At 54.7% G+C, this 24,406-nt stretch carries 23 protein-coding genes and 2 pseudogenes; 11 read left to right on the forward strand and 14 right to left on the reverse strand.

What is annotated here, in order from left to right; translation table 11 throughout:
• Window positions 1-94: 94 nt before the first annotated feature.
• Together BK665_RS08820 and BK665_RS08830 are read right to left on the reverse strand one after the other, a co-directional pair.
• The gene (locus BK665_RS08820) at window positions 95-304 is read right to left on the reverse strand and encodes a hypothetical protein (protein WP_075948110.1); all 210 of its coding nucleotides are present in this window, start codon (window positions 302-304) and stop codon (window positions 95-97) included.
• Window positions 305-923: 619 nt separating this feature from the next.
• Entirely contained in the window at window positions 924-1,823 is a 900-nt protein-coding gene (locus BK665_RS08830; RefSeq protein ID WP_148053199.1) for a Fic family protein, read from the reverse strand.
• Window positions 1,824-2,033: 210 nt separating this feature from the next.
• Here BK665_RS08830 and BK665_RS08835 point away from each other — a divergent pair, with 210 nt between their 5' ends.
• Window positions 2,034-2,495 (forward strand): Xre family toxin-antitoxin system antitoxin, encoded by a 462-nt coding sequence (locus BK665_RS08835; RefSeq protein ID WP_123405004.1) that lies wholly within the window; start codon window positions 2,034-2,036, stop codon window positions 2,493-2,495.
• An 84-nt stretch (window positions 2,496-2,579) separates the two neighbouring features.
• On the opposite strand, the gene BK665_RS08840 is transcribed toward BK665_RS08835, so the two are convergent.
• A complete protein-coding gene (locus tag BK665_RS08840) occupies window positions 2,580-2,984 on the reverse strand; it encodes a hypothetical protein (RefSeq protein ID WP_259699584.1) in 405 nt (134 codons plus the stop codon).
• 113 nt (window positions 2,985-3,097) lie between these two features.
• On the opposite strand from BK665_RS08840, the gene BK665_RS08845 reads away from it, so the two are divergent.
• Window positions 3,098-3,970 carry a restriction endonuclease gene (locus BK665_RS08845; protein ID WP_123404678.1) on the forward strand — a complete coding sequence of 291 codons (873 nt, stop codon included), beginning with the start codon at window positions 3,098-3,100 and terminating at the stop codon, window positions 3,968-3,970.
• Window positions 3,971-4,342: 372 nt separating this feature from the next.
• On the opposite strand, the gene BK665_RS08850 is transcribed toward BK665_RS08845, so the two are convergent.
• From BK665_RS08850 to BK665_RS08865, 4 genes and pseudogenes are all read right to left on the reverse strand, one after another.
• Window positions 4,343-4,813: a bifunctional diaminohydroxyphosphoribosylaminopyrimidine deaminase/5-amino-6-(5-phosphoribosylamino)uracil reductase RibD gene (locus tag BK665_RS08850; RefSeq protein WP_123405006.1), complete on the reverse strand. Its 471-nt coding sequence runs from the start codon at window positions 4,811-4,813 to the stop codon at window positions 4,343-4,345.
• An 89-nt stretch (window positions 4,814-4,902) separates the two neighbouring features.
• A pseudogene (locus tag BK665_RS08855) lies at window positions 4,903-5,046 on the reverse strand (transposase domain-containing protein); the annotation flags it as partial.
• A 43-nt stretch (window positions 5,047-5,089) separates the two neighbouring features.
• Window positions 5,090-5,407 carry an IS66-like element accessory protein TnpA gene (tnpA, locus tag BK665_RS08860; RefSeq protein ID WP_123404680.1) on the reverse strand — a complete coding sequence of 106 codons (318 nt, stop codon included), beginning with the start codon at window positions 5,405-5,407 and terminating at the stop codon, window positions 5,090-5,092.
• A 123-nt stretch (window positions 5,408-5,530) separates the two neighbouring features.
• Window positions 5,531-6,442, reverse strand: a complete 912-nt coding sequence (locus tag BK665_RS08865) for an Abi family protein (protein ID WP_185076474.1) — start codon at window positions 6,440-6,442, stop codon at window positions 5,531-5,533.
• Between the two features lie 438 nt (window positions 6,443-6,880).
• Here BK665_RS08865 and BK665_RS08870 point away from each other — a divergent pair, with 438 nt between their 5' ends.
• A complete protein-coding gene (locus BK665_RS08870) occupies window positions 6,881-7,693 on the forward strand; it encodes a DUF4145 domain-containing protein (protein WP_148053201.1) in 813 nt (270 codons plus the stop codon).
• A 478-nt stretch (window positions 7,694-8,171) separates the two neighbouring features.
• Here BK665_RS08870 and BK665_RS08875 read toward each other — a convergent pair whose 3' ends face one another.
• From BK665_RS08875 to BK665_RS08885, 3 genes are all read right to left on the reverse strand, one after another.
• Window positions 8,172-10,652: a DEAD/DEAH box helicase gene (locus tag BK665_RS08875; RefSeq protein WP_123404685.1), complete on the reverse strand. Its 2,481-nt coding sequence runs from the start codon at window positions 10,650-10,652 to the stop codon at window positions 8,172-8,174.
• A complete protein-coding gene (locus tag BK665_RS08880; RefSeq protein WP_123404686.1) occupies window positions 10,653-11,447 on the reverse strand; it encodes a Hachiman antiphage defense system protein HamA in 795 nt (264 codons plus the stop codon).
• Window positions 11,448-12,056: 609 nt separating this feature from the next.
• The gene (locus BK665_RS08885) at window positions 12,057-12,947 is read right to left on the reverse strand and encodes a LysR family transcriptional regulator (RefSeq protein ID WP_123404687.1); all 891 of its coding nucleotides are present in this window, start codon (window positions 12,945-12,947) and stop codon (window positions 12,057-12,059) included.
• Between the two features lie 119 nt (window positions 12,948-13,066).
• Here BK665_RS08885 and BK665_RS08890 point away from each other — a divergent pair, with 119 nt between their 5' ends.
• Entirely contained in the window at window positions 13,067-14,470 is a 1,404-nt protein-coding gene (locus BK665_RS08890) for an MFS transporter (RefSeq protein WP_123404688.1), read from the forward strand.
• Here BK665_RS08890 and BK665_RS08895 read toward each other — a convergent pair.
• Both BK665_RS08895 and BK665_RS08900 read right to left on the reverse strand, forming a co-directional pair.
• A complete protein-coding gene (locus BK665_RS08895) occupies window positions 14,453-15,532 on the reverse strand; it encodes an endonuclease/exonuclease/phosphatase family protein (RefSeq protein WP_123404689.1) in 1,080 nt (359 codons plus the stop codon). The genes BK665_RS08890 and BK665_RS08895 overlap by 18 nt on opposite strands.
• A 75-nt stretch (window positions 15,533-15,607) precedes the next feature.
• Window positions 15,608-16,282, reverse strand: a complete 675-nt coding sequence (locus tag BK665_RS08900; protein WP_123404690.1) for a YciC family protein — start codon at window positions 16,280-16,282, stop codon at window positions 15,608-15,610.
• Between the two features lie 177 nt (window positions 16,283-16,459).
• Here BK665_RS08900 and BK665_RS08905 point away from each other — a divergent pair, with 177 nt between their 5' ends.
• The 7 genes from BK665_RS08905 (at window position 16,460) to rhlE1 (ending at window position 22,035) form a co-directional block, all read left to right on the forward strand.
• Window positions 16,460-17,227, forward strand: a complete 768-nt coding sequence (locus tag BK665_RS08905; RefSeq protein ID WP_123404692.1) for a DUF2076 domain-containing protein — start codon at window positions 16,460-16,462, stop codon at window positions 17,225-17,227.
• 135 nt (window positions 17,228-17,362) lie between these two features.
• Window positions 17,363-17,842, forward strand: coding sequence for a LabA-like NYN domain-containing protein (locus tag BK665_RS08910; protein ID WP_054616703.1), 480 nt, complete (start codon window positions 17,363-17,365; stop codon window positions 17,840-17,842).
• A gap of 22 nt (window positions 17,843-17,864) precedes the next feature.
• Window positions 17,865-18,476: a 3'-5' exonuclease gene (locus tag BK665_RS08915; RefSeq protein WP_054052626.1), complete on the forward strand. Its 612-nt coding sequence runs from the start codon at window positions 17,865-17,867 to the stop codon at window positions 18,474-18,476.
• A gap of 484 nt (window positions 18,477-18,960) precedes the next feature.
• On the forward strand, window positions 18,961-19,173 hold the full coding sequence (locus BK665_RS34750) for a BRO-N domain-containing protein (protein WP_259699585.1): 213 nt from the start codon (window positions 18,961-18,963) through the stop codon (window positions 19,171-19,173).
• Window positions 19,174-19,188: 15 nt separating this feature from the next.
• Window positions 19,189-19,455 carry a BRO-N domain-containing protein gene (locus BK665_RS34755; RefSeq protein WP_259699586.1) on the forward strand — a complete coding sequence of 89 codons (267 nt, stop codon included), beginning with the start codon at window positions 19,189-19,191 and terminating at the stop codon, window positions 19,453-19,455.
• A 266-nt stretch (window positions 19,456-19,721) separates the two neighbouring features.
• Entirely contained in the window at window positions 19,722-20,648 is a 927-nt protein-coding gene (gene yedA, locus BK665_RS08925) for a drug/metabolite exporter YedA (protein ID WP_123404694.1), read from the forward strand.
• Window positions 20,649-20,700: 52 nt separating this feature from the next.
• Window positions 20,701-22,035, forward strand: coding sequence for an RNA helicase RhlE1 (rhlE1, locus tag BK665_RS08930; RefSeq protein ID WP_123404696.1), 1,335 nt, complete (start codon window positions 20,701-20,703; stop codon window positions 22,033-22,035).
• Window positions 22,036-22,298: 263 nt separating this feature from the next.
• Here rhlE1 and BK665_RS34760 read toward each other — a convergent pair.
• Window positions 22,299-22,397, reverse strand: a pseudogene (locus BK665_RS34760) (hypothetical protein); the annotation flags it as partial.
• Between the two features lie 576 nt (window positions 22,398-22,973).
• On the reverse strand, window positions 22,974-24,221 hold the full coding sequence (locus tag BK665_RS08945) for a TIGR03862 family flavoprotein (protein ID WP_123404702.1): 1,248 nt from the start codon (window positions 24,219-24,221) through the stop codon (window positions 22,974-22,976).
• Between the last annotated feature and the right edge of the window lie 185 nt (window positions 24,222-24,406).

Here is a 24,406-nt window from a genome sequence, read left to right on the forward strand (position 1 = left end):
AATTCCTCGACGAAGCGTGAGTGAAATAATCGGTGTTTTGATTTGGTAATGGCACCTTCGTACCCAACAGGCTTCTTTCAATATGTGGGGTGAATTACTCCGGTGTCATCAACACAGCGAGCGTCATGTTGATGAATTCTTCATTCTTGCTGATTGTGTCCAAAGCACCACGAACGTTGCCGGCGACCTCTGCTGATCCACGCTGCTCGACCCAGAGCGTGAGCTCCATGATCGCGGCTTCGAGGGCGAGTTGGTTCTGATTGATTTTGAAGAGTAGGGAAGGGAGCAGGTCTGCGTTCGACATTGTGATTCCTCCATGAAAGAGGAAAGCGTAGCAGGCAGGGGTTGTTCCCGTTCAAGTTGCCTGGTGTCTGAGGTCTCCGCTTCCCTAATGGAAACCGGCTTCGCAAGTAGCTCCGCATAGTAGCGAGTGAGATGCCGTATCGGCTCAGTAGGAATTCTGCGATGCACGCACTGCCAACTGCCTCGGATGCTCAGCATTCAATGTCGAGCAAACAGCGTCTGCCTCTGTCCTAACCTTGAAGACACCATGCTTGCTTGCTGAGCCTCCCTCTACAAGATCAACGACCCTGTATTGCTTGCTGCCATCGTCCAGGGTGGTGGTATCAATCACTCTGAATCTTGCTTGCATGGTTGCGTTCCCTGCATGAGATTTGTGTCCTACAAATACTGGCAATAAAAGACGATTTCAAGAATGGGGCGGGCTTCAGATGAGACAATTTATGACAGTGCGACGTACTCGTCTTTGCGGGAAAAAGAACGGCCTAGTAGTAGGTGGCTTGTCGAGGCATTTTCTAAATTTCGCTGGTTCGGGCCTAATGCCCGGCTCGACGTAAACCTTGGAAAGCGATTCTGCCTGAAGCACCCGCCGTATCTGCCAGGCTGCATCTTGGCGATCAGAGCTACCAACTCTTGTGCAAATCCGGAAGGAGCTCCCTTACAAACCAGTCTGGTAAGGCGACTTCAAGTGTGAGGAGATCAGATGGCGGGCTCACCACTAGGCCGATATTGATCAACCTGCCGACTTGATTGCTTGCTGCTTCAGACTGAAGACCGGTAAAGGTATTGAACTCAGAGCGAGGAAGCGCGCCCTGGATCAGCAGTGCCAGGAAAGCTGGAGCAATTTTTGCTCTGATCCCGGCCTCTGTTAAGCGTGAGTTTGTGTTGAACGCATTCGTAACAGATTCACGAAGCTTGCGGCGATTCAGGGCAGCAGTCATGTAGTCCACCTCTTCATGGCAGACATCAAGCATGAACTCGATGAAGCCGAGAAGGGTTTTGTCTGATTGCTGGGCACCACCAGCAAGTTGACACTCCTGCGTACCACCAGTCATGTCCAGGGCGGCGTGATACTCCTCCCGTCTACGAGCTATGCCGCGAGACAGCGACCACAAGTGCGGATGCAACCCAATCTGAGCGAAATGCATTTGAACGATAATTCTCGCCACAGCCGCATTGCCGTCAGAAATCGGGTGGTTTTGTAGAAGGTGATAATGGTGGGCTAGTGCCACCAGAATACGTCGACGGAGCTCAGTGCTTGCCCCCAGCGTAGACTGCTTGTTCGCTAAGTTGAGTGCATCCTTTAGAACCACCGACTCAATGTGGTGCCCGTCGATGATCTTTGAGTAATCGGCGTCAGAGTCCATCAGCAGGCTACTCACGCATGCTGCAGTTTCAGGTGCGAGCAGGCCGGCAAGGAAAGCAGTTTTCGTTACAAACGCGTCTGCTCTCGCCAGTATCGACGGAGGAATCGAGTCGGGGAGGGCCGGGTTTGGGACATTCATGGCGCTGACACTATCCATGCTTGAAGCGCTTGTCATGCAACAAGTGTAGATTTCGAAACGAGCGAAGCGGTGCATAGCAATTCGTGGAGGTCACGAAAGCTCACAGGATAGGATGAACTCACTATCTATCGATATCATGTCTTCCTGGGTATGACAGATCCTGCGCAGCGGGCAAGGGAGATGTCGTTGGTTCGGGCCACCTGGCCCGGCTTGGTGGTAGGTTTTCAGATGGAGATGAAAGTGCTGTCATCGATCAAGGAATACCAACCAGGGCCTCAGATCCCACCAAGTATTTGGATTACCCTAGGTCTGCCGTCACGCGGCACCAAGCTTCATGAACTCGTTCACGAAGGACTGCCTTTCGAATACCTCGAACGGATAGCAAGCCTCTTGCAGGTGCCGCGAGGGGACATCTCCAAGGCTATTTGTGTATCTCCCTCTACGATGGCCCGTAGGGCGAAAGCAGGGCGGTTCGACACCAAAGAAAGCGACCGTCTGGTAGCATTGGTAGCTGTCTTTGAGGAAGCACTGAACCTCTTCGAAAACGATAAGGCCGCAGCAGCGAAATGGATGAGTTCGCCGGTTCGAGGACTGGGATCGAAGCGTCCACTGGATATGCTGGGGACGAGAGTGGGGACGAAAGCTGTCTTCGATCTTATCGGAAGGCTGGAGAACGGCGTTCTTGTGTGAGATCCGTCGGGTGGACTTTTTTGATGGCTCCATCACCCTGGCGTCCCCTACTATCCTGGGACTTGCGAATACCCTCATCAAGTTCTAAAGCATCTCCCTATGCGCTGCGAGGTGCAGCATCTCGGCTGTCCATAATCGTAAAAAACGACGCCAATCTCCCGCATAGCAACCCTGTCGTAAGCGGGTAGACCCCGTGCTGGCTTCTTCGAAACGAGTTTTCCAAGGTTCTGGTATGTGCTCGTCAAGCACGACTATAAAGCGGGATCCGCTGACTCCCACGATCTCGGTTTCTGGAACACATTCTCGTAGCTCATCAACCGACATGGCGACTGCATCACCAATGGGGTCATCTCGATCTTCGCGCTCAATTTCATCAAGAATCGCAAGGTACTGAATCGCACTATCAGATCCAGGCTGCAGTTTTTCTAAATCCCACAATGCATAGCGCCGTTTTCGTTCGCGCTGCCAGAGACGATTCGCGTCACTCATCATTTTCGTCCGCTATTCCAGGTTTCAGTGAGCTCGTCTAAGCTTCAGTCCATTGGGTCTTCCTTGGCAATGTCGTATGCTCGTTTCGTTGTGCTTGGTCAAGGACGGGTAGCATGCCGAAGATAAAACCGTTGGATATGAAGCTCCTCGACCTTCTTTTCGAGATGGAGCAGGGTTACGTGCTGGACTTCTCAAATCGTACCTTGTCCCAGTTCTTCCTTGGAGAGCTGGAGATTGACATTGATGACCCGCTTTTTGCTGCGGACGGTACTTCCAAGGCGAGGCGCCTCCGCTGTTTTCTCACACTTGCGGATACGACGACCTGTGTACGAGCGCTTAAGGCACTCTGGCAGTATCGTGAGGCCACGCTCTCCAGCCAACGCAAAAGTGAGCCTGTGGTGCACGCGGAGGGGCGATTCTTAACCTTGATCCGAGGCTTGGAGGCTGGCTCGATAAGTGATGACGCAATAGGCAATCCCTTCGCTGCCGTGCGCCAAGTCGGGGTCGATCAGTCAGCTCAACTGAAGCGGGCCCTAGTGGAGATTCATAAGCTCGCGCCTCAAGCCCGTGGCTACGCTTTCGAAATATTCCTGCAACAACTCTTCGAAGCCTCGAGTCTCCAGCCTCGTGCCCCATTTAGGAATACGGGTGAGCAGATTGACGGGAGCTTTCTCTGTCGCGGTGATATTTATCTTGTGGAAGCTAAATGGGTGTCCAACCCTATTGGGGTGGGAGAGCTTCATATCCTTCAGGGCAAGATCAATGAGAAGGCCGCTTGGACGCGAGGAGTGTTCATTAGCTATTACGGTTTCACCAATGTTGGACTCGAAGCTTTTGGGCGCCGTAAAAGCCTAATATGTATCTCAGGAAAGGACATCCACGAAGCGCTGGAGAAACAGATACCTTTCGCAGATGTCATCGACCGGAAGGTACGAGCAGCCGCTGAGACAGGCTCGGTGTTCGTCCCGGTGGGAGAGTTATTTTAGTAGAAAATTTATCTCTTGCGATGGGCTCTGGACTGAAGGCGTGAATAGCTTTTCGCTAAGCTGCGGGAGTGAATGTTGGGCCAAGCGTCGTTAGGTGAAATGGTGGTTGACACTGAAGGCTCTCATAGGTAATCTGAATTGGTATGTGTCTGGCACCAAGTCCTCTAGGAGGAAAAGAACTCTTTATCGACAAACCAAACCCCGTCGTAGAGAGCCAGAGACCCCGAGCAAGACCTCTAAAAAACCGCCATTATTGGCGGTTTTTTTTGTCTGTCGTTTAGCATTTCTAAATGCTTGGTCTGGGTATCGAGAGAGCTGAGTGCCGCAGCGTAACCGTCCGGGCATCCCACCTTGCGCTGAGGTGCTAACGATTTACTGATCGTCGCGATCCGACGATTCACCGGTATTGCTTACCAAAAAACCAGCTAAGTCTTCAGCAGCTTCCTCCGCCAGTAAGCCGACAACGACTGTAATGCCTGCATCTCGTAGCATTCTTATGCCCGCTCCCGAGTTTCTCGGATCGGGATCAAGCAACCCAACAAAAACTTTATCAACCCCGCTGTGTATCAGTGCCCGAGCACATGACGGAGTTCGGCCATGAAAAGAGCATGGCTCAAGCGTGACAAATGCAGTCACCCCGGAGCAGTCATTCGCTAATCGGCTTAACGCCATCGCTTCCGCGTGATAGAGCCCAGGTGCCTGTGTATGGCCTTGACTGATCACCACGTTGTCTTTTACCAGCACGCAACCTACTGGCGGGTTTGGAAGGCAGTCAGGTAAGGCTAAGCGCCCTTGGGCAAGAGCAAGCTGCATGAAACCGGCATCGGAGGTAAGACTAGGCATATTCGATTGGTACTCATCCTTGGTGGCCGAATCTTGGCACATTGAACTAGGTATCGCTGCACCCCTGAAACTATCTATTTGCAGCGATACTACATGGGCACCCATTTATGCGGCAGCAGCTCCGAAATTGCACTTGCTCGTTGCCTCGGCAGACGCACGAGAACATCTTTCAAGTAGGCGTACGGATCATTCCCATTGAGTCTTGCAGACTGGATCAGACTCATGATCGCCGCATGTCCATAGGCTCGGTGGCGAGCCAGATGGCATCGACGCGAATCATTGGGCCAGGCCATGAATGAAACACGCGCAGCCGTCCGGATCCGAGGCTGGCCATTTTACGGTGATGGATTTATCACCCAGAGGCAGCGAGATGATCACCATCTCTTCTGATGCTCGCCTTGGTACAGTTTTTACCGGAACGAAAGCAGGCAAGGTTGCAAGCGATTGATCCCGGTAAGTTGGTAGCCACTTGCGGATCACGTTGGCATTGATGCCGTGGTGGATGGCTACGCTGGAAATCGTCGCTCCGGGTTGCAGGCATTCCTGGACGACCTGGGCTTTGAATGGTTTGGGGTAAGAGCTTCGTTGGCGCATGGAAATCCTGGTGATAAGGGCAATCGCGTCCGCTTAAAAATACGCGGACACCATCGCCCTTAATGCTGGGATTCTGAAGGTGTGTTCGCCGGGCGCTTACGCCGCAGCCACTCAGCTCTTTCATCAAGCGTTGAGAGGCGTAATTCGAAACCTCACACCGCCATGTGTGATAGTGAGCATCGTTTGGCCCTTCACTAAGCTTGATAAATTACGCTTGGCCATTGAGAAAGGGATTGTTGCGCGACGCTTATAGGCTCGGTAGCTGGACAAACCTTCCTCACTGCACACCCATTTGAAGTGCTCGTGGTTATGAGAGTCTGTATAACCTGCTGCCAAGTCTTTATCCATCATGGCAAGGAGCGAAAGGGTTCGGTCATATTCCGTATTCACGCGTTGAATGCTTTGCTCGGGAGTGGTAGGTGCAAGGTGTGCGACCTTTAGCGGCGCAGATCCCGGACGTATCACGCGCTCTTCCATCAAGTCCCCGCGCTTCCAGATTGGCTCCCAGTGGGAGATTCGGTTTCGGATATCGTTGACAAGGCCGACGCGGGCTTCTAGCCAGTCCGTATTTTTTGCCAGGGAAAAATTTCTGTTGGTGTTTGGAAATACTAGCGGAAGAACGACTCCCCACTGCGTGTTGGTTTCCTTGCTGATGTTTGTCCAGAAGCCGAAGGTGAGGTTGGACACCACGTCGTGGTCGGTGAAGGACGATTTCTTCTTGAGCTTTTTAAGCGTTTTCGACAAGCCCCCATCATTATGCTTAGTCAAAGACAGGTGGTCGTACCAGTTCATCGAATCCACTATGGGTTGGTTTAGCCGCTGTGAATGAAATCGGCTCAGCTCTTTGTGATAGGCATTTCGCATAACGATTTCGACAAGATGTATCAGCGGAACAAGCGACCGGGACACCTCGTTGTTCCACTGGTAGCACGCATAAACATCGTGGTCATCTACAGCATTGAAGTAGGATCTGTAATTACGTAGACGCGGAGTGGACAGCGCCTTGATGAAAGGGTCGACATCGAGCGGGCGCATAGGCAGTCCATTGCAAGGTGATCTCATATTATCGAGGGCTATCAATGCTCGTGACAAGTGCCCGAGCTCTCTGAACCATGCGCTCTACGAGCCAGCAGGAATGCGATACATGCAGGAAGAATTACCCGCTCTGGAAGTGATGGTGTATGTAGCCAGGCGGCCAAAGCGAGCTGACGTCTCGATTCCGAAGCACCAGGTACGCTATTATGCCAACTGCTAGGCCAGTGCTTTTGGCCGCCAGCGTGTCTTAAAAAGGACGTATCAGGTTGTGAGGCTTGTAGCTGAAAACGAGCCAGTCGGGGACATTTTTAGCCTCAGAGCCCTCAGCCGGTGATGTAGATAGGGGCGTATTCTGAAGCCATCCTAGGGAACTCACACGAGCTGCACTACAAAATTCGATTCATTTAGTTTGTGAAATATTTTTGTTAGGGATAACTTTTGGAAAAGCCTCTATTTTTTAAGTCTTCGTGCCCTCGCTGTGGGAAGTACGGAAAAATTTTTGTTGTTGCCAGCAGCCAAGATAATGAATGCTTTTATCTTAATAAATTTCATTGCGATGAATGGCGCGAATTCGACTTTGGATTGTTCTCGATAGCTTGCTATTGTCCTGAATGCAAGAATTATGTAAGCGCAAGCGTGTCTGTTGCACATGATGAAATTAAGAATGCCACTGTAAAGCTTGAGAATTTTTCTAACGAAAATAATGAACTCAAGTTGGGGGCTGAGTTTATGATAGATTTTGATGTCCCGGCTTTGCTACCACCTCAGCACTATTCGTTCCCACCAGTTATAAGTGTCTCCGATATTTACGAGCAAGCGCGCAAATGCTATAGCCTGCAGGCATGGGAGGCGGTGGGTATTCTGTGCCGTAAAATCGTTGATATTCAGTCGATCTTTATGTGGCAAACGAGGCATCCTGGGAAGGAACACCCGAGCAATCTCGCTCAGCGTCTCGAAGAACTGCTGGTTAAAGGTATTAAGGAAAAGAAAAAAATTGCGAGGTCAGAAGTCAGCGAATTCCTGAATTTTGATAGCATAAAGCACAGGTTGTTTTATGACATGGATAGGATTAGGGAAAGTGGCAACGATGCTGCTCACGAAATGGTTGCCTATCATGATGATGAAGCCGAGGCAATGCTGATCTTTACTCAGAATTTTTTGGATGAGTCTGAAAGTTGGATGCAGTCACTCCGTAAGGCTAGTCAAAAAACCAGCCCACCCAAGGAGCCCAGAGCGGATCAAGCACGCTAATAAATCATGTACTGCTCAAGAGTGGCGGGTATCTGTTTGCATTGGAACCCGCCCCCTGGCAAGGCAGCTATCAGATTTCTTGATCTGCATTGCGTAAAGCGGAAATATGCTCAACGTGCTGCGAACTGGTGCGGAGTTTCGGTCAGGGTTCCTGGGTGAAATTCGGTTTGGGATTATGCTTGAGTTCCGGCGGGAGCATTCGTCAGCGATGGATGAATAAACAAGGGAAGTTAAAACGTTCTTGTTTCTGAGGCTGGCAATGAAAACGGTGGAAAGAGCACTTGCCCCGAAAATATATGGGCGCTATGACTCGTGCTCCTGTGGAAGCGGGTTCAGATACAAGAAGTGGCTGCGGTAATGGCCTACCTTGGCTCCTCGAGGGCCGTCTCAGGTGGGCACAGATTAAATCTAATGTCATTGAACCCTCTTGGTCATAAACCAAGAGGGGTAAGGGCGACCTCAACGATACCAGTCAGCGCTATGCCACGGGGTCGGGAGCGGCTTTCAGATTCATCTGGGCTTCAAAGATGAGCAAGTCGCTCTCTTCATTGTCTCTCATGAGCCGAATGACCTTGGAGCTGACCTGAATCTCGCCATTATTATCAAGACGAACGTACTGGGGATATCGATCAAGCAACAGCTCGGAAAGCCCGCGACTGTATCCCTCACGGATTAACTTAATCTTCGAGTCGTCGGTCGTGCCATATTTCATACGTTTATAAAAGCCTGGGTCAATAGCCCCAACTCCATTTAGAACTTCTACAAACTTGAAAATCTTGTTGTCAAAAAAATCATCTTCTTCTTTCAGTCGAACGATTGCAAGGTTGACTCTCTCTACATCATCTTTAGTTGAGATTCTGACCCAATAAGGAAACTGACTATTCCCAAACTTAGTATCACCCCAGTTTGCAACATACACATAGTCAGTACCTTTCTTCTCAGGAAGCTCGCGCCAGTATTTGAGTGTGTACCTCAGTACCTGCTTGAGGCTGTATTTTTTCAGCTTCCAATCCAAAAACATGGCGTAGAAATCTATAGTGGCCTTATTTTGGAGTCGTTTTAGGTCACTGTACTTCCTCTTGTCATCGAAATTGTCGACGAAGCAAGACTTGATCTCAAGCAGCAGGCGGTCGGCGCTATCGATCAAACCATTTTCCTCAACCGATATGCTAATGGCGTTATCAATCTCCTCCTCAGTGGCGAAGACATCAATCTCGCTTACACTGTTGGCTATCAGTAGTTGGCCGACGCCAGTCTTGACATACCTACACTCTTGCCCAGTGACTATGCCAGGTTGGAGATTTTCAAGCCTTGCCACAGCGTCACGATGTCGGTCTGCCATCGGGCCATCCAAAATGGCTGTCTCTTGAAGGAGAACGTTGCTTACGTTGTCTTCGTCGACTTTCGAGACATTCACGGATTTTTCATAAAAGGTCTGAAGATTAGATTTCTTATGTGTAAAGCCGTCGACTCCCAAGAGGTAGATGCTCGACTCTAGCTTTTTAAGTGTGGTGCCCGCTTCGGGTGCGAATACCTCACTAAATCTATTCACACGACCGATCAGATTTTTGAATTGCGATGAGGTCAAATTTCCACGGCCTTTCGAGTAGTCAAAAATGAACAGGCGCTCAATAGGAAGATTCACGCCTTCAAGCAGAGTGGAGTTGCACACCAGATACTTCATCGCCTTGGACTGGTGGAACAGGTTCTCCAGATACAGTCGTATGGTGTCCGGAATGGAGCCGTGGTGGTACATCACACCCCTGCGCAAACATGAAATCAGCCTGTATCGCTTATCAAATGCTTCCTCGAGCTCATCGCAAGCTTTTTGAACCAATGGGCACTCAATATCAGGTAACGTGTTAGCGAGCTCAATGGCGAACTGCTCAATTTTCTTTTTGGTGTTGCCATAAATAATGTTTTTGGCTAGCGATTCGCGTTTGATCAAGTCAAAGCAATTCTTGTGCTTTCTGTCAATTTCCAACCATTGGTTGAGAAAATGGTCGTAGAGCTTGAGCTTGCCGTCGTTCTTGCCAGTCCTGAAGTCCCGAGTATAGAAGCGCTCAGACTTGATATACTCATCTACCCTGAAGCCTTTGGGCGTCATATCAAGGTAGCGAACTCGAACGTTGAGCTCGTTACAAAGGAAGGGGGTCAAAAACTTGAATGAAGTCTGAGAATTCCTCGCTCCTAGGATACATAGCATGGTCGCCAAGAGTTCATTGCGACTGTCGCCCTGAAGGAGGTTATGGGCCTCGTCCACAAAAACCATGTCGAAGTTCAGGGTGCTGTATTCGTTAAGTAGTCGATTCAGGCGCTCTTGTGTAAGTACAAAAGTCCGATTGTTTCGCTCGGGCGAGTACATCTCAGGGTGCGTTACAACCTTGCCCAGTTTTGGAATGTCTGAATAAATTAGTCGCTTCTTCGTCTGGGCGAGCAAAGCTTTCGATGGCACTAAGATAAGGATGTGTTTGGAAGGATTGTCTTTGACGGACTTGATAATGAGCTCAGACTTTCCGTAAGAGGTCGGAGCAATGACTACTGACGAGTTTTCATATTCGTCTTGGACGAAGGTTCTCAGCGTGTCCTGTTGCTCTGTGAGCACCATGCCCTGGTCGCGGAACGTGTCTACGTAACTGCTCACGATATTTTGGATGAATGACCTGCTGAGTCTTTCATCTTGTTCAAAAGATTTACCGAGGACAGCAGAGACCGGCAATAGACCGCTGTTGATAGATACGTCATAAAGTGGCTCGTATTTTCCAGTCAAGTTGCCATAAAACAAAGTAATCCTATAACCTAAACGCTTTATTTCAGGCGCTTTATGGTTGAGGAGCAGGACTGCAATCGCAAGCAGCTTAACGGTATCCCCATCGGACATCTCGTTACCACGAAGAAGCTCCATGTAGATGTCTTTAAATCGGGTCTTTGCCAATTCCTTGATAGTGAGCTCTTGCATTTAGCATCCTGCCTCTGCCCGGAGAAAGTCTTCTAGTTTCTCAAGTGTTCCCTTGTGAAGGGATAATACCAACACAGTTTTAAAGATAGGGGTTGCTGTCAGGGTAGTAGTAAAGTCCGCAATGCTCCTCTCCATAATCTTATGCGAGACGTCGTTAAACAAAGCAGATACTAAGACAACGTTATTGTCTGATGGTACGGCGGAATTTCCGTAAGCTTTGTCACCCTCCATGCCCAAGATGGCGAGCACAGATTCTTTGTAACTTTTCTTATCGTTAATGGATTTCTGCGCAGCATTCATGGCGTTCAGCCAATGATTCATTTCTGATTCCGCGAGTCGACCTTTAAGGTCATCACGTGCCTTGGCTAGCATGGACTTGCTGGCCGCACATGAAGTTTTCTTTCCGGCTGCCCCTGACTTCACTTCCGTAATCCAAACCTCGTTGGATGATGGTTGATAAAGAATGAGGTCAAAGCCTTTGCGGATGTGTTTTTCTTCCATATTGAAGAAAGGCGAAACCACATCAAAATCGTCAAGCATCTCGAGGATTACGACATGCGCTAGCAGCTCCCCCAGCATGCCCGTTCGGGTATTCTGATCCTTTGTGGAGTAGCGATCCCAGAATGACTTAAGCGTGGCTGCGTATTTGAATACCACCATGCTCCGGCTCGCCTGGTCAGCGCCATGGCATATTCTGGTTAGGTTTGCCCTGATGGTCTTCTTCAGATCATCGGAGAAACTCTCAATGCAGCACATTGCGTACTGACCGGTTTGCTTGAAGTTCACGCCATCCATAACACGAATATCCAAAGGGGCCGCAGCCTCTGAAGTCCTTCCGCTGCTTCCAACTCAGCGGCCTTGGGGTCTAACAGATACTTTCTTGGCTGTGCTTGATTGGCTTCTTTTTGGTGGTAAATGGGCCGAGCAAGGACTGAAAAGCCATAAAGGCACTGTGCCATTCTTTGAAGTATAGCGAGATGGTTCTGTTGAAAGTAGAGACTTAAGTCTGTGACTTGGGCGCTACCTGGGGGCTTGGGCGATGAGCTGCGACGTCGCATGCCATCCGCACTCTCAGGATGCGTAGCGCCGCTCCTACAAACGCCTACGGATATACCGGCTGTCTGTGATCTTTAGAGCGGTTGTCAATGTTCACGCGGAAGAAGTGCGTCAGAGTATTTTGGGGGTGTCAATGATGCCTGGTCTGTCAGGTAATTTTCGCCAGTCAGAGGTCGCTAGATTGACAGTCAATCGATGTCGCGTAGAGATTGGTTCATAGCCAAATTTTTATGGGGTTGTACGTTGTCAATCTATAGAGCGGTCAGTTGGTGCCAGGTATTACTGGCCGGATGATCCGCTGGTGGCTGAGGCGACGGCGCGGATCAAGCCACGCAAGCCCTGAAAAGCCTACTGACTGCACACCTCATGGATGCATCCCCGAAGCCAGCGATGGGCAGGATCAGCCTCCATTCGCGGATGCCAAAGCATCGACACGGTAATCGGTGGCGTGGGGAACGGCAGGGCAAAAGTATGCAGGCCATCGCACAGGCTGCCGACGTGGCGTTGCGGCACGGTGGCGACCAAGTCTGAAGCCCGCGCCAGCGCCAACGCGGCGCAAAAGCCGCCGACGACGGTGATGATGTCGCGCTCCAGGCCAAGCTCGGCCAAAGCCTCATCCATGGCGCCTTTGCTGGCGCCCCGGCGGGAAACGAGGATGTGTTGTTCAGCGGCATAACGTGCGGGTGTCATCTCACCCTTGCTCAACGGGTGGCCCTGGCGCACAACGCCGATGAACTGGTCGCGGAACAGCATGCGGGTGCGAATCTCCGGGCTGGTGGATTCGCCGATCACGCCGGTTTCCAGATCCACCGTGCCGTTGCGCAGCAGGGTGCTGTCCTTGTTCAGTTTTTGTACGAAATTCAAGCGAGCATGAGGCGCTTCCTTGAGTAGGCGAGCGATCAGCCGTGGCCCGAAATTCTCGACGAAGCCATCGCTGGTGCGCAGGGTGAAAGTGCGCACCAGTTGCTTGAGTTCGAGTGTTTCGGTGGGGCGCAGCATGGTCAGCGCCTCCTGCACCAGCGAACCGACTCGTTCACGCAATTCCAGCGCACGGGGCGTGGGCACCAGTCCGCGCCCGGCCCGGACCAACAGCGGATCGCCAGTGGTTTCCCGCAGTCGCGCCAGCGCCCGGCTCATGGCCGATGGGCTCAGGCGCAAGCGCTCGGCGGCGCGGGCCACGCTGCCTTCCGCCAGCAAGACATCCAGAGTGATCAACAAATTCAGATCGGGCAGCGACATGCGGGCGTCCTTTGATAGGTGGCGTCCCGTGCATGAATAACCTGCAAACGGTGCGCCTTCCGCCATAGTAGGCAGTGGCTTAGGCTGCGGACAAGCCCATTTTCCGGAGTCCGCAGCCAATGAAAACATCCACGATGGCGATTGAAACAACCGGGGCGCCTTCGGCTCGGGGTGTGCTGGTCAGCCTGTCGTTGTCGATGCTGTTGTCGTCCCTCGGCACCAGCATTGCCAATGTCGGGCTGCCGACGTTGGCGGCGTCGTTCAACGCAACCTTTCAGGACGTGCAGTGGGTGGTCCTGGCCTATTTGCTGGCCATCACGGCGCTGATCGTCAGCGTGGGACGGCTCGGTGACCTGATCGGCCGCCGACGTCTGCTGCTGATCGGGATTGCGCTGTTCACGCTGGCGTCGATCCTGTGTGCCGTTGCGCCGACCCTCGGGCTGCTGATTGCCGCCCGGGCGCTACAAGGCAGCGGCGCGGCGATCATGATGGCGCTGACCATGGCGCTGGTGGGTGAAGCGGTGCCCAAGGAAAAACTTGGCAGCGCGATGGGTGTGCTTGGCACGTTGTCGGCGATGGGCACCTGCCTCGGGCCAACCCTCGGCGGTGTGCTGATCGCCAGCGTGGGATGGCAAGGAATCTTTCTGATCAATGTGCCGCTGGGGATTCTGGCACTTGCCCTTGCCTGGCGTTTTTTGCCGCTTGATCGTCGGGGCAAGCGTCCAGGTTTCGATGTGCCGGGCACGCTGGTTTTGGTCCTGACGCTGCTGGCCTATGCCCTGGCGATGACCCTGGGGCGTGGAAGTTTCGGCCCGCTGAATACAGCGCTGTTGTTGGCGGCGGTATTGGGCGTGAGTGTGTTTGTGTTCATCGAAAACACGGCCTCGTCGCCGTTGATTAAATTGGCGATGTTGCGCAATCCCGTGCTAAGTGCCGGTTTCGCCATGAGCACCCTGGTGACCGCCGTCGTGATGGCGACCATGGTGGTTGGGCCGTTTTATCTTTCGGGGGCGCTGGCGCTGAGTGCTGCGAGCGTCGGCTTCGCGATGTCCGCCGGGCCGCTGGTTGCCGCGTTGGCAGGGGTTCCGTCCGGGCGGATGGTCGACCAAGTGGGCGCGCATCGCTCAAGCCTCATCGGCCTCGTTGCCATGGCGGCAGGCTGTTTGATCCTGCCCGTCATGCCAATGAGTGTCGGCGTATTCGGTTACATCGCTGCGCTGGTGGTCATCACCGCAGGCTATGCGCTGTTTCAAGCGGCCAACAACACCGCGGTCATGACCGATATCCAGCCAGAACAGCGGGGCGTCATTTCCGGTTTGCTTGGCTTGTCGCGCAATCTCGGGCTGATCACGGGCGCCTCGGTGATGGGCGCGGTGTTCGCTTTCGGCGCGGCCAGCAGCAACATTGTGCAAGCGCAGCCCGAAGCGGTGGCGCAGGGAATGCACATGACCTTCGCCGTGGCCGCCGGGCTCATCGTCGTCGCCATCGCCATTGGCTTGATGGTGCTACGGCGACGCCGGTAACAGAAACCGCGCAATCACCGGCAAATGATCGGAAATGCGCAACGTGTCGTCCTGTCGCACCGTCGCTTCAACCCGTTTGATCCTGGGGCTGTAGAACAGGTAATCAACCGTGCGGTCCGGGCCGTTCAGTCCGGGATCGTTCGGGTAATGAGTCAGCCACTGCGCCCGATCCACACCGCTGGCCTCGTTGTTGGTGGGGATCATCGGGTATTTGTCCCACAGCACATGCAGCGCGCTGTCGGGGGAGTAGGACGTGCGTTGCTCGGTGGGCAGGCGTCGGTACTGGCCCAGGGGCAACAGATTGAAGTCACCGCCGATCAGCCACGGTGTGCCGCGACCTTCATATTTGTCGAGGACCTTGGCCACGGCCATCACCTGGGTTTGCAAGGTGTCGTCGGGCTGAGTGGCCCGATCCAGATGCGTATTGAGCACGGCAATCTGCCCGCCATCGCTTACCGGCAGGTACGTCACCAACAAGGCATTTTTCGGTTTGAACTGGCGGCTGATGAAATTGACCGGCGCCACCGGCAGTTGCAGGCGTTCGGCATGTTCGACCTGAAAGCGGCTCAGGGTTGCCAGTTGCCGGCCGACGCTGCCGAAGATGTGCGGCTCGGGGACGAAATCGGCTTTCCAGTCGAAGGCGTGGGCACTGCATGGATACAGGTCGGCGACCCGTTCCTGCAGCAATTTGAACTGATCCTGATAATCGCTGGCCTTGGCGCCGTTATCGAGTTCTTGCAGCAGGACGATGTCCGGTTGCTCGTCACGAATCACCCGCGCCACTTCGTCGAGGCTGAAGGCCATGTCTTCGAGGGTGGGTTGTTCGTCGTCGCCCTGGGCCAGATCGTTCCAGAACACGTAGCGCTTGCCCGCCAGGTACTGGACGTTCCAGGTCATGACTTTCAAGGCTTGACCGGGCACCAGGGTCGGCGCCTTGGCGTTGCAACTGACCGGCAACACCTCCTTGGTTTCGGGCCGCCAGGTCGCGCTGTAGATCAGCACGGCGAGCAGCCCGAGGATAATCAGCAGGCCCAGCAGGGTGTAGCGCAGTAGACGGGTCATTGGCTCGGCTTATAGCGTTACAAAGATGACCCCGAGCATACCCGAGAGCGGCGCCCGCGCCCAAGGTTAGAGCGGTCAGACCGTTCTGTCGTTGTTGTCAGGCACTTCGCCAATCAGCATGAACAGGCGGAACAGGACCACGCTGGTGAACAATTGCAGGAAGCTGTGGGCGCTGTCGATCAGCAGGGCGATCACTGGGTTCTGCGGTTCGGGGTAGATCGCGAAGCTCGCACCCTTGAGCAGCCACAACGGCGCCATCACTGTGAGGATGCAAACGAGGATGCGCAGGAAATGGCCGCGAGTCAGGCGCAGGCTTTCCTTCATCGCCGCCAGTGGCGCCAGGCCGCGCAGCACCAGCAGGTATTCGGCGAACGCCAGGGTCACCATCAGCCAGATGCCTGGCAGGAAATACAGCGACAGGCCAATCAGGATCAGCAAGGTGTTGAGGGCGGTGAGCAGGGCGAAGCGCGGCCACAGCGTGGCGGAGGTGGCGAGCAAGTCGCGGATGCGCGGCGATTCGCCACGGCTGCGGGCGTCGAGAAACAGGATCAGCGCGGCGGTGTACAACGGATACACCAGCAAACCGACGACCACGCTGTAACCGGGAAAACCGTCCGGGCCGACGTTGTTGTCGACAATCTGTTGCAGGAACGCTTCAACAATCACCAGCGGCAGGCACAGCTGCACGATCTGGCCCAGATTGCGCTTGAAGAAATACAAGGAGTCACGCAGCACGTCGAACGGATTCATCAGTCGGTATCGCAGGTTGAAAGCAGTGCCACACTTTAACCGATGAGACGCCGGGGGGCGCAAACGTAAACGTTAGGTAAAGGCCATTGAAACATCCTGTATCAGCCCCATTACTGTCAGGCACCTTCTCCGCTTTGGAGAGGGACGACGATATTCCCGGCAATCTACGAGGTCGCCATGAACAGCGAAGAACAAACCCTGATCGATGGACTGTTTTCCCGGCTGCAACAGGCCGAAACGGATTCAGCCCCGCGTGACGCCCAGGCCGAGGCGCGGATCAAGGAGCACCTGACTCGCCAGCCCGCCGCAGGCTATTTCATGACCCAGGCGATTCTGGTGCAAGAGGCTGCGATCAAAAGCCTCGACGAACAGAACAAGCAACAGGCCCAGCAAATCCAGCAATTGCAGGCCGAGCTGCAACAGGCCAAGGCCTCGACGCCAGCCCCGAGCGGTGGTGGTTTCCTGTCGAGCATCTTCGGCGGCGGCTCCCGCGATCCGCAGCCCACGCAAAGTCCTCCACCCGCGACCGGTGGCTGGCGCGAACCGGCGCGGCCAGCGTTCAATTCGCAGCCGCCCCAACAAAACTTCGGCGCACCGCAACAGAACTACGGTGCCCCGCAGCAAAACTACGCGCCGCAACAACAGGCGCCGGTGGGTAGCGGTTTCCTGGGAGGCGCACTGAAAACTGCGGCCGGCGTGGCCGGTGGTGTGATGCTGGCACAAGGCATCAGCAGCCTGTTCCACAGCAATCAGCAGCCCCAGGAAGTGGTCGAAGTCATCAAGGAAGAGCCTGCCCAGGTCAACGACCACAGCGGCAATGACTGGAACAACGACCAGAACGTGGCCGGTAACGATTCCAACGACCAGGGCAATTTCACCGACGCCGACTACAGCGATGACAGCTCGTCATTCTTCGGCGGCGATGACGACGACTCCTTCGTCTGACCCTCCACTCGTCCGGGGCGCAATCGCGCCCCGGTCCGATTATTCGCGGAACAATCCTTCGGGCTGGCATACTGGGCGACTTTTCGGGCCTCGTGCCGGATTCAAAGCCTGCGCCTGTGCGCCAAGAGGGAAGCGATGAAGAAAATCGCAGTGTTCGCCGACGTCCAAAACCTCTATTACACCGTGCGCCAGGCCTATGGTTGCCACTTCAACTATGCCGCGCTGTGGGCTGATATCAGCAAACAGGGCGAGATCGTCGAGGCGTACGCCTACGCCATCGATCGCGGTGACAGCAAACAGCAGCAGTTTCAGCAGATCCTGCGCAACCTCGGTTTCGTGGTGAAGCTCAAGCCCTACATCCAGCGCAGCGACGGCTCGGCCAAGGGCGACTGGGACGTGGGCATCACCCTCGACATCATGGACGCCGCCGATCACGTGGACGAAGTGGTGCTGGCCTCCGGCGACGGTGATTTCGACATGCTGCTGGAGCGCATCATCAGCAAACACGGCGTGCAAGCCGTGGCTTACGGCGTGCCGGGCCTGACCGCGAATTCGCTGATCCGCGCCGCCAGCCGCTACGTGCCGATCGAAGGCGCGTTGCTGCTCAAGAATTGATCTATACGGAGTTGAAACAGGTTTGGAACGCATAGCAGTCATCGACTTTGAAACCACCGGGATCTCCCCGAGCAGCAGTTGCCGGGCCACGGAAATTGCCGTGGTGATCCTTGAACAGGGGCGCATCGTCGAGCGTTACCAAAGCCTGATGAACGCCGGCGTGCGCGTGCCGGCCTTCATCGAACAACTCACCGGCATCAGCAACGCCATGCTGCGCACCGCGCCCTCGGCCGAGCAAGTGATGAACGAAGTCAACGAATTCGTCGGGATTACACCGTTGCTGGCGCACAACGCGGCGTTCGACCAGAAGTTCTGGGACTTTGAACTGGGGCGGATCAAACGCACACGGTTGCAGAACTTTGCCTGTTCGCTGCTGCTGGCCCGACGCTTGATGCCCGCCGCGCCGAACCACAAACTCGGCACCCTCACCACCTTCGCCAGCCTGCCCAACACCGGCAAGGCTCACCGGGCGATGGCGGATGCGGAAATGGCGGCGAACCTGACGACGCACCTGGCTGAGCAACTGCGCCAACAGCATGGGTTGCGCGAGTTGTCCCATGATTTGTTGGTCAGCTTGCAGAAAGTGCCGGCGGCGAAGATCAACGAACATCTGAAGCGCCATCGCGGGTTCTGACTGCCCCCACTATTCCTCTGACACAACACAAATCCCCTGTGGGAGCGGGCTTGCTCGCGAAAGCGTCGGCACATCCAACATCTATGTGACTGACAAACCGCTTTCGCGAGCAAGCCCGCTCCCACATTGGATCTCCCTGCGACGTTGGATTTGTGTTTAACGCCGCCTCCGGTTTGATGATCGGTCCTACCGAATTTTAGGGAATGTCTGTCTTGCCCCTCATCCGGGGCATCGATAACCTTTTGACCGTCGCTGAAAACTCAGTGATCGGGTCTGCAAGCCCACCGAGAGTTTGTTAGGTGCATACAAGCACACCTATAATCGCGTCGCTTTATCTAGCGACCATCGATTTATGGTAGCTGTGTGCGGGAGACCTTTGGGTCTGCCGAGGTCCTAACAACTCGGTCTTGCAGACCTGCACACAGCTGCCACCCATCATCTGCAAGTGATGCTGGTAGCTCCAACGCTTGTTAGGAAAATCGACATGGTCAAAATTACTCCTAATCCCCCAGTTCCCTTCATCCCCCAAACCTTCATCCGCCATCACATCCAATTGCGAGCCCTTTTACTGCACGCAGAAGCCTGGTTTTGCGCCCGGGATATCGGCCGATTAATGGGCGTGGATATCAACGGCCGACACGCACTCAAGCTCGACGCCGATCAACGCCGGATGATGTGTTTGTCTGGCAGCGATTAACCCCAGGAAATGTTGATGCTGAGCGAGTCCGGCGTGTACGCGATGCTGGTCTATCACTACTGCCCGGAGAACCGGAATCTGCGCCGTTGGTTGACCCATCACGTCGTGCCGATGCTGCGGGACGGTGGCGGGGTGGCTTCGAATCAGGCCCCGAGTTTGCGCTTGATGGAATGGGCGGGTGGAACCTTGAGCCTGCTGCATTGGCGGACCGAACCCTGGGTTCGTCTGAAAGACATGCCGTGTTTATTGGGCGCCGGATATAGCGGCGCACGCGGAATCTGACAACCCCGCAAATCCCCCTGTGGGAGCGGGCTTGCTCGCGAAAGCGTCGACACATCCAACATCTATGTGACTGACAAACCGCTTTCGCGAGCAAGCCCGCTCCCACATTAGATCTCCTGTGACGCGGACTCTGACGACACCACAAAATCCGGTAGGAGCCGAGCTTTGAAAAGTGTACCGGTGCGATAAACAGGTTTTGTAACTTATTTTTGCGCCTTGGCCTTTCTAGAATATCCAGTCTCCTTGTCCTGCCTACGAGCTGCCCAATGCCTGGCTTACGTCGCTTTCCCTTACCGTTGATCGCCGCTTTTTTCGCGTTGTACGTGATTTGGGGCTCGACCTATCTGGTGATTCGCATCGGCGTGCAGTACTGGCCACCGTTGATGCTCGGCGGGATTCGCTTCGTGATTGCAGGGACGCTGATGTACGCCTTCCTGCGCTGGCGCGGGGCACCGGCGCCGACCTGGGCGCAGTGGAAAGCGGCGGGGATCATCGGGATTTTGCTGCTCAGTTTCGGTAACGGCGCGGTGAGCGTGGCCGAGCACACGGGCGTGGCGTCCGGTGTTGCGGCGCTGGCGGTGGCGACGGTGCCGTTGTTTACCTTGTTGTGCGGCTATTTCTGGGGCGCACGCAATACCCGTCTCGAATGGGCCGGGATTGTGCTCGGGCTGATCGGCATTGCCATGCTCAACCTGGGTTCCAACCTGCAATCGAGCCCGTTGGGCGCCGCGTTGTTGGTGTTCGCCGCCGCGACCTGGGCCTTCGGCTCGGTGTGGAGCAAACACTTGCCGTTGCCCCAGGGCGCGATGGCCAGTGCCGTGGAAATGCTGGTGGGCGGCGTGGTGTTGCTGATCGGCAGCACGGTCAGTGGCGAGCATCTGGACAGTCTGCCGCCGATTGAGGGCTGGGCTGCATTGGCTTACCTGATCGGCTTCGGCTCGATCATCGCTTTCAACGCCTACATGTACCTGTTGAAAAACGTGCGTCCGGCGGCGGCCACCAGTTATGCCTACGTCAACCCGGCGGTGGCAGTGTTGCTGGGGATTGTGTTTGTCGGCGAGAGCATCGGAATCGAGGAAGCGATTGCCATGGCGGTGATTATCAGCGCCGTGGTGTTGATCGGTTTGCCGCAGTGGCGTCGTGGGCCGGCGCGACCTGTGGTGGCGGCGCCGACAGAATCCCGTGTGAATTAGGGTAAACTGCGCGCCATCGCACACCCGCTCTGATTTTTCCTACGGTAATCCCATGACTTTCGCCTCCCTTGGCCTGATCGAACCCTTGCTGCGCTCTCTTGAGACGCTCGGCTACCAGACGCCTACGCCGGTCCAGGCGCAAGCCATTCCGGCGGTGCTGGCCGGTCGCGACCTGATGGCTGCGGCCCAGACCGGCACCGGCAAGACTGCCGGTTTCGCGCTGCCGCTGCTGCAGTTGCTGGCCATGGAAGGGCCGAAAGTGGCGTCCAACTCGGTGCGCGCGCTGATCCTGGTGCCGACCCGCGAATTGGCTGAACAGGTTCACGAAGCCGTGCGTCAGTACGCCGAGAACCTGCCGTTGAGCACCTACGCGGTGTATGGCGGCGTCAGCATCAACCCGCAAATGATGAAGCTGCGCAAAGGCGTGGATGTGCTGGTGGCGACGCCGGGTCGCTTGCTTGACCTGTATCGCCAGAAGGCCCTCAAGTTCAATCAACTGCAAACCCTGATCCTCGACGAAGCCGATCGCATGCTCGACCTGGGCTTCTCCGAGGAACTGGGCAACATCTACCGCGTGTTGCCGAAGCAGCGCCAGACGCTGTTGTTCTCCGCGACCTTCTCCGACGCGATCCGCTTGCTGGCCGGGCAAATGCTCAACGATCCGCTGAGCATCGAAGTCAGCCCGCGCAACGTCGCTGCCAATACCGTGAAGCAATGGGTTGTGGTGGTGGACAAGAAGCGCAAGCCGGAGCTGTTCATTCATTTGCTGCGCAAGGGCAAGTGGAAACAGGTGCTGGTGTTCGCCAAGACCCGTAACGGCGTGGACGCGCTGGTGGAAAAACTCCAGGGCCTGGGCATCAATGCCGACGGTATCCACGGCGACAAACCCCAGGCGACTCGCCAGCGTGCGCTGGATCGGTTCAAGGCCAGTGAGATTCAGATTCTGGTGGCCACCGACGTTGCGGCCCGTGGTCTGGATATCGAAGACCTGCCGCTGGTGGTCAACTTCGACCTGCCGATCGTGGCTGAGGACTACATCCACCGTATCGGTCGTACCGGGCGTGCGGGTGCTACCGGTGAGGCGATTTCCCTCGTGTGCGCGGATGAAGTGAATCAGCTGTCCGCCATCGAGATGTTGACCCGTCAGACATTGACTCGCCAGACCGAGCAGGATTTCGAACCTGAGCATCGGGTGCCGGATACCGATTCCAGCGGTCAGGTCGTCAAGAAACCGAAAAAACCGAAGAAGCCCAAGACCTCCGGTGGCGGTAAGCGCAACCTCGGTAAATGGGTTGAGAGCGGGGATGCTTCGGCGGTGGAGCCTTCGATCAAGCCTGTGCGCAAAGTGCCGGTGTTTAACACTGGGCCGCGTAAGAAAAAGCCTTGATCCCGCAGTGATCGTTCCCACGCTCTGCGTGGGAATGCCTCAATGGACGCTCTGCGTCCGCTTCGGAAGGGACGCGGAGCGTCCCGGGCTGCATTCCCACGCGGAGCGTGGGAACGATCAAGCCTTGATGATTCGCGGCGTCTGTTAAGGCGCCTTCGCGAGCAAGCCCGCTCCCACATGGGATCTGCTGTGAACACATTGTTTGTGAACACTCGAGATCCAGTGTGGGAGCGGGCTTGCTTGCGAAGGGCGCGCCGCAATCTTCAGCCCTTGCACTGTAACCACTCCACCATCCCCAACCCGGCCGCCCGCCCACTGGCAAAACACCCGGTCAGCAAATAGCCGCCCGTCGGCGCTTCCCAGTAGCGACTTATGTCAGCGTGAACGATAAATGACTCTTTAGGATCAGGGGCTCCACTGTCATTGAGCTCGCCTCGCATTAAACGACTAAGAGGGTATCTGCGAAATTAGCGTTCCGTCTGAACGAATGATTGCGTCGCTGTCATCTCGCACGCACTCCAACTGGTTAGACTTTTGCGATCGTCATATCTAGTAAATGTTGGACAATTCGATGTGATGGGAATGGGCGAAACTGTGTTAATACCCGTTGAATGAAGAAATCTATCGTTCGTGTAAACCACTTTTTTGACTTGTTAACTACTGTGGTTTACAGAATGAAAATTAGGGTTACAAAGCTGGTGAATCCCATACGTACCGTGACCGTTCGGGTAGTTTTCCGCTTTGAGAAATACGAGTCTCTGCGTGGGGTCAGGCACGGGCGCCTAGTTTAAAGCGTGGAGGGGGACGGGGGGCAACTCGATGAAAGTACCCAGGCTGTCATCTATCTGACCCAATTGATGATTTGTCTCGCAAACCGCCATTTTGTCGATGATCGTAAGAGAACGATTAGATTTGCAGATGCAGTGTGGAGGTGTTTATCAAGAAGACTGGCCATTCTCCAGCCAGTCAAGTACACCGAGCCCCGCGTGTAAGCCAGTTGCGAAGCACGCAGTGAGAAGATATCCACCGGTTGGAGCTTCCCAGTCAATCATCTCGCCGGCTACGAAAACACCCGGGAGTGATCTGAGCATGAGGTTGTTGTTTAGGCTGCTGAAGGCTACTCCGCCGGCGGTGCTGATCGCCTCTGCGATGGGGCGGGTTGCTTGAACGGTGATTGGTAGCGCTTTGATAGTCGCAGCCAGTTTGGCTGAGTCGTCAAACTGCTCCTTGCTGAGAACTTCATGCAGCAATGCTAACTTGACCCCGTTGATGCCAAGGCGACTTTGCAAGTGGTTAGAGAGGGATCTCGAGCCGCGTGTATGGCTGACTTTTTCCGTTACCTTGTCTAAGTCGTACCCAGGTGCCAGATCTAGCGTGAAGGTGGCGGTGCCGTGAATATTCAAGTATTCACGTAGTCGCTGCGAAAATGCGTAAATCAGACTGCCTTCTACCCCGTGTGCACTAATCACCAATTCGCCTTGCCGCTTTTCGGTCAAACCCTGATTGTCGGTAAATGTCAGTGCAACCGATTTTAGAGGGGAGCCTACAAACTTCTCGCGGAGATATGTGCTCCATTTCACTTCGAAGCCGCAATTCGCGCTTTCTAAGGGAGTGATCTCTACTCCTTTCGCCTGTAGCCAAGGCAACCAAGCGCCGTCCGCTCCTAGTTGTGGCCAGCTCGCGCCACCCATTGCCAATACAGTTGCCTGAGGTTCAATCAAAATCTCCCCGTCCGAATTGGATAGCCGTAATGCGCCATTATCATTCCACCCCAGCCAGCGATGACGCACATGTAGGCGCACTCCGGCACTGCGAAGCCTATGTACCCAAGTCCTGAGCAACGGAGCAGCTTTCATTTGGGTGGGAAACACTCGGCCGGAGCTGCCGACAAAGGTATCGATACCTAAACCATGAACCCAATCACGCAACGCTTGCGGTGGAAGGCGGTCAAGCATCGCTTGCAGCTGGGATTGATGGCTGCTGTATCGGCCACAAAAGATGTCGTAGGCTTCGCTATGAGTAATGTTCAGACCACCTATACCAGCCAGAAGAAATTTGCGGCCGAGCGATGGCATAGCGTCGTATAGGTCGACCTGGACACCCGCGAGGCTGAGCGTTTCGGCGGCTATAAGTCCCGCTGGACCTCCACCGATAATGGCAACACGCGATGGAGGATAAACGGGCATCAAAAAGCCTAGTGAAGTGAGAGTGGAACGTATTGTAAGCAATACTGGGTATTTTGCAGCTGGGAGAATCACATACTAGAGTTATCAATGTGTTCCCCTAAGAAGCGGACGTCAGCAGCCTCAAGGATGACGGCCCAGACAGGTGTTCTGAAGGTCCCGGCGTATTTTTCCTTAAAAAGTGTGAT

Source organism: Pseudomonas frederiksbergensis, assembly GCF_003732665.1.
In the GTDB taxonomy this organism is placed as follows: Bacteria; Pseudomonadota; Gammaproteobacteria; order Pseudomonadales; family Pseudomonadaceae; genus Aquipseudomonas; species Aquipseudomonas frederiksbergensis_G.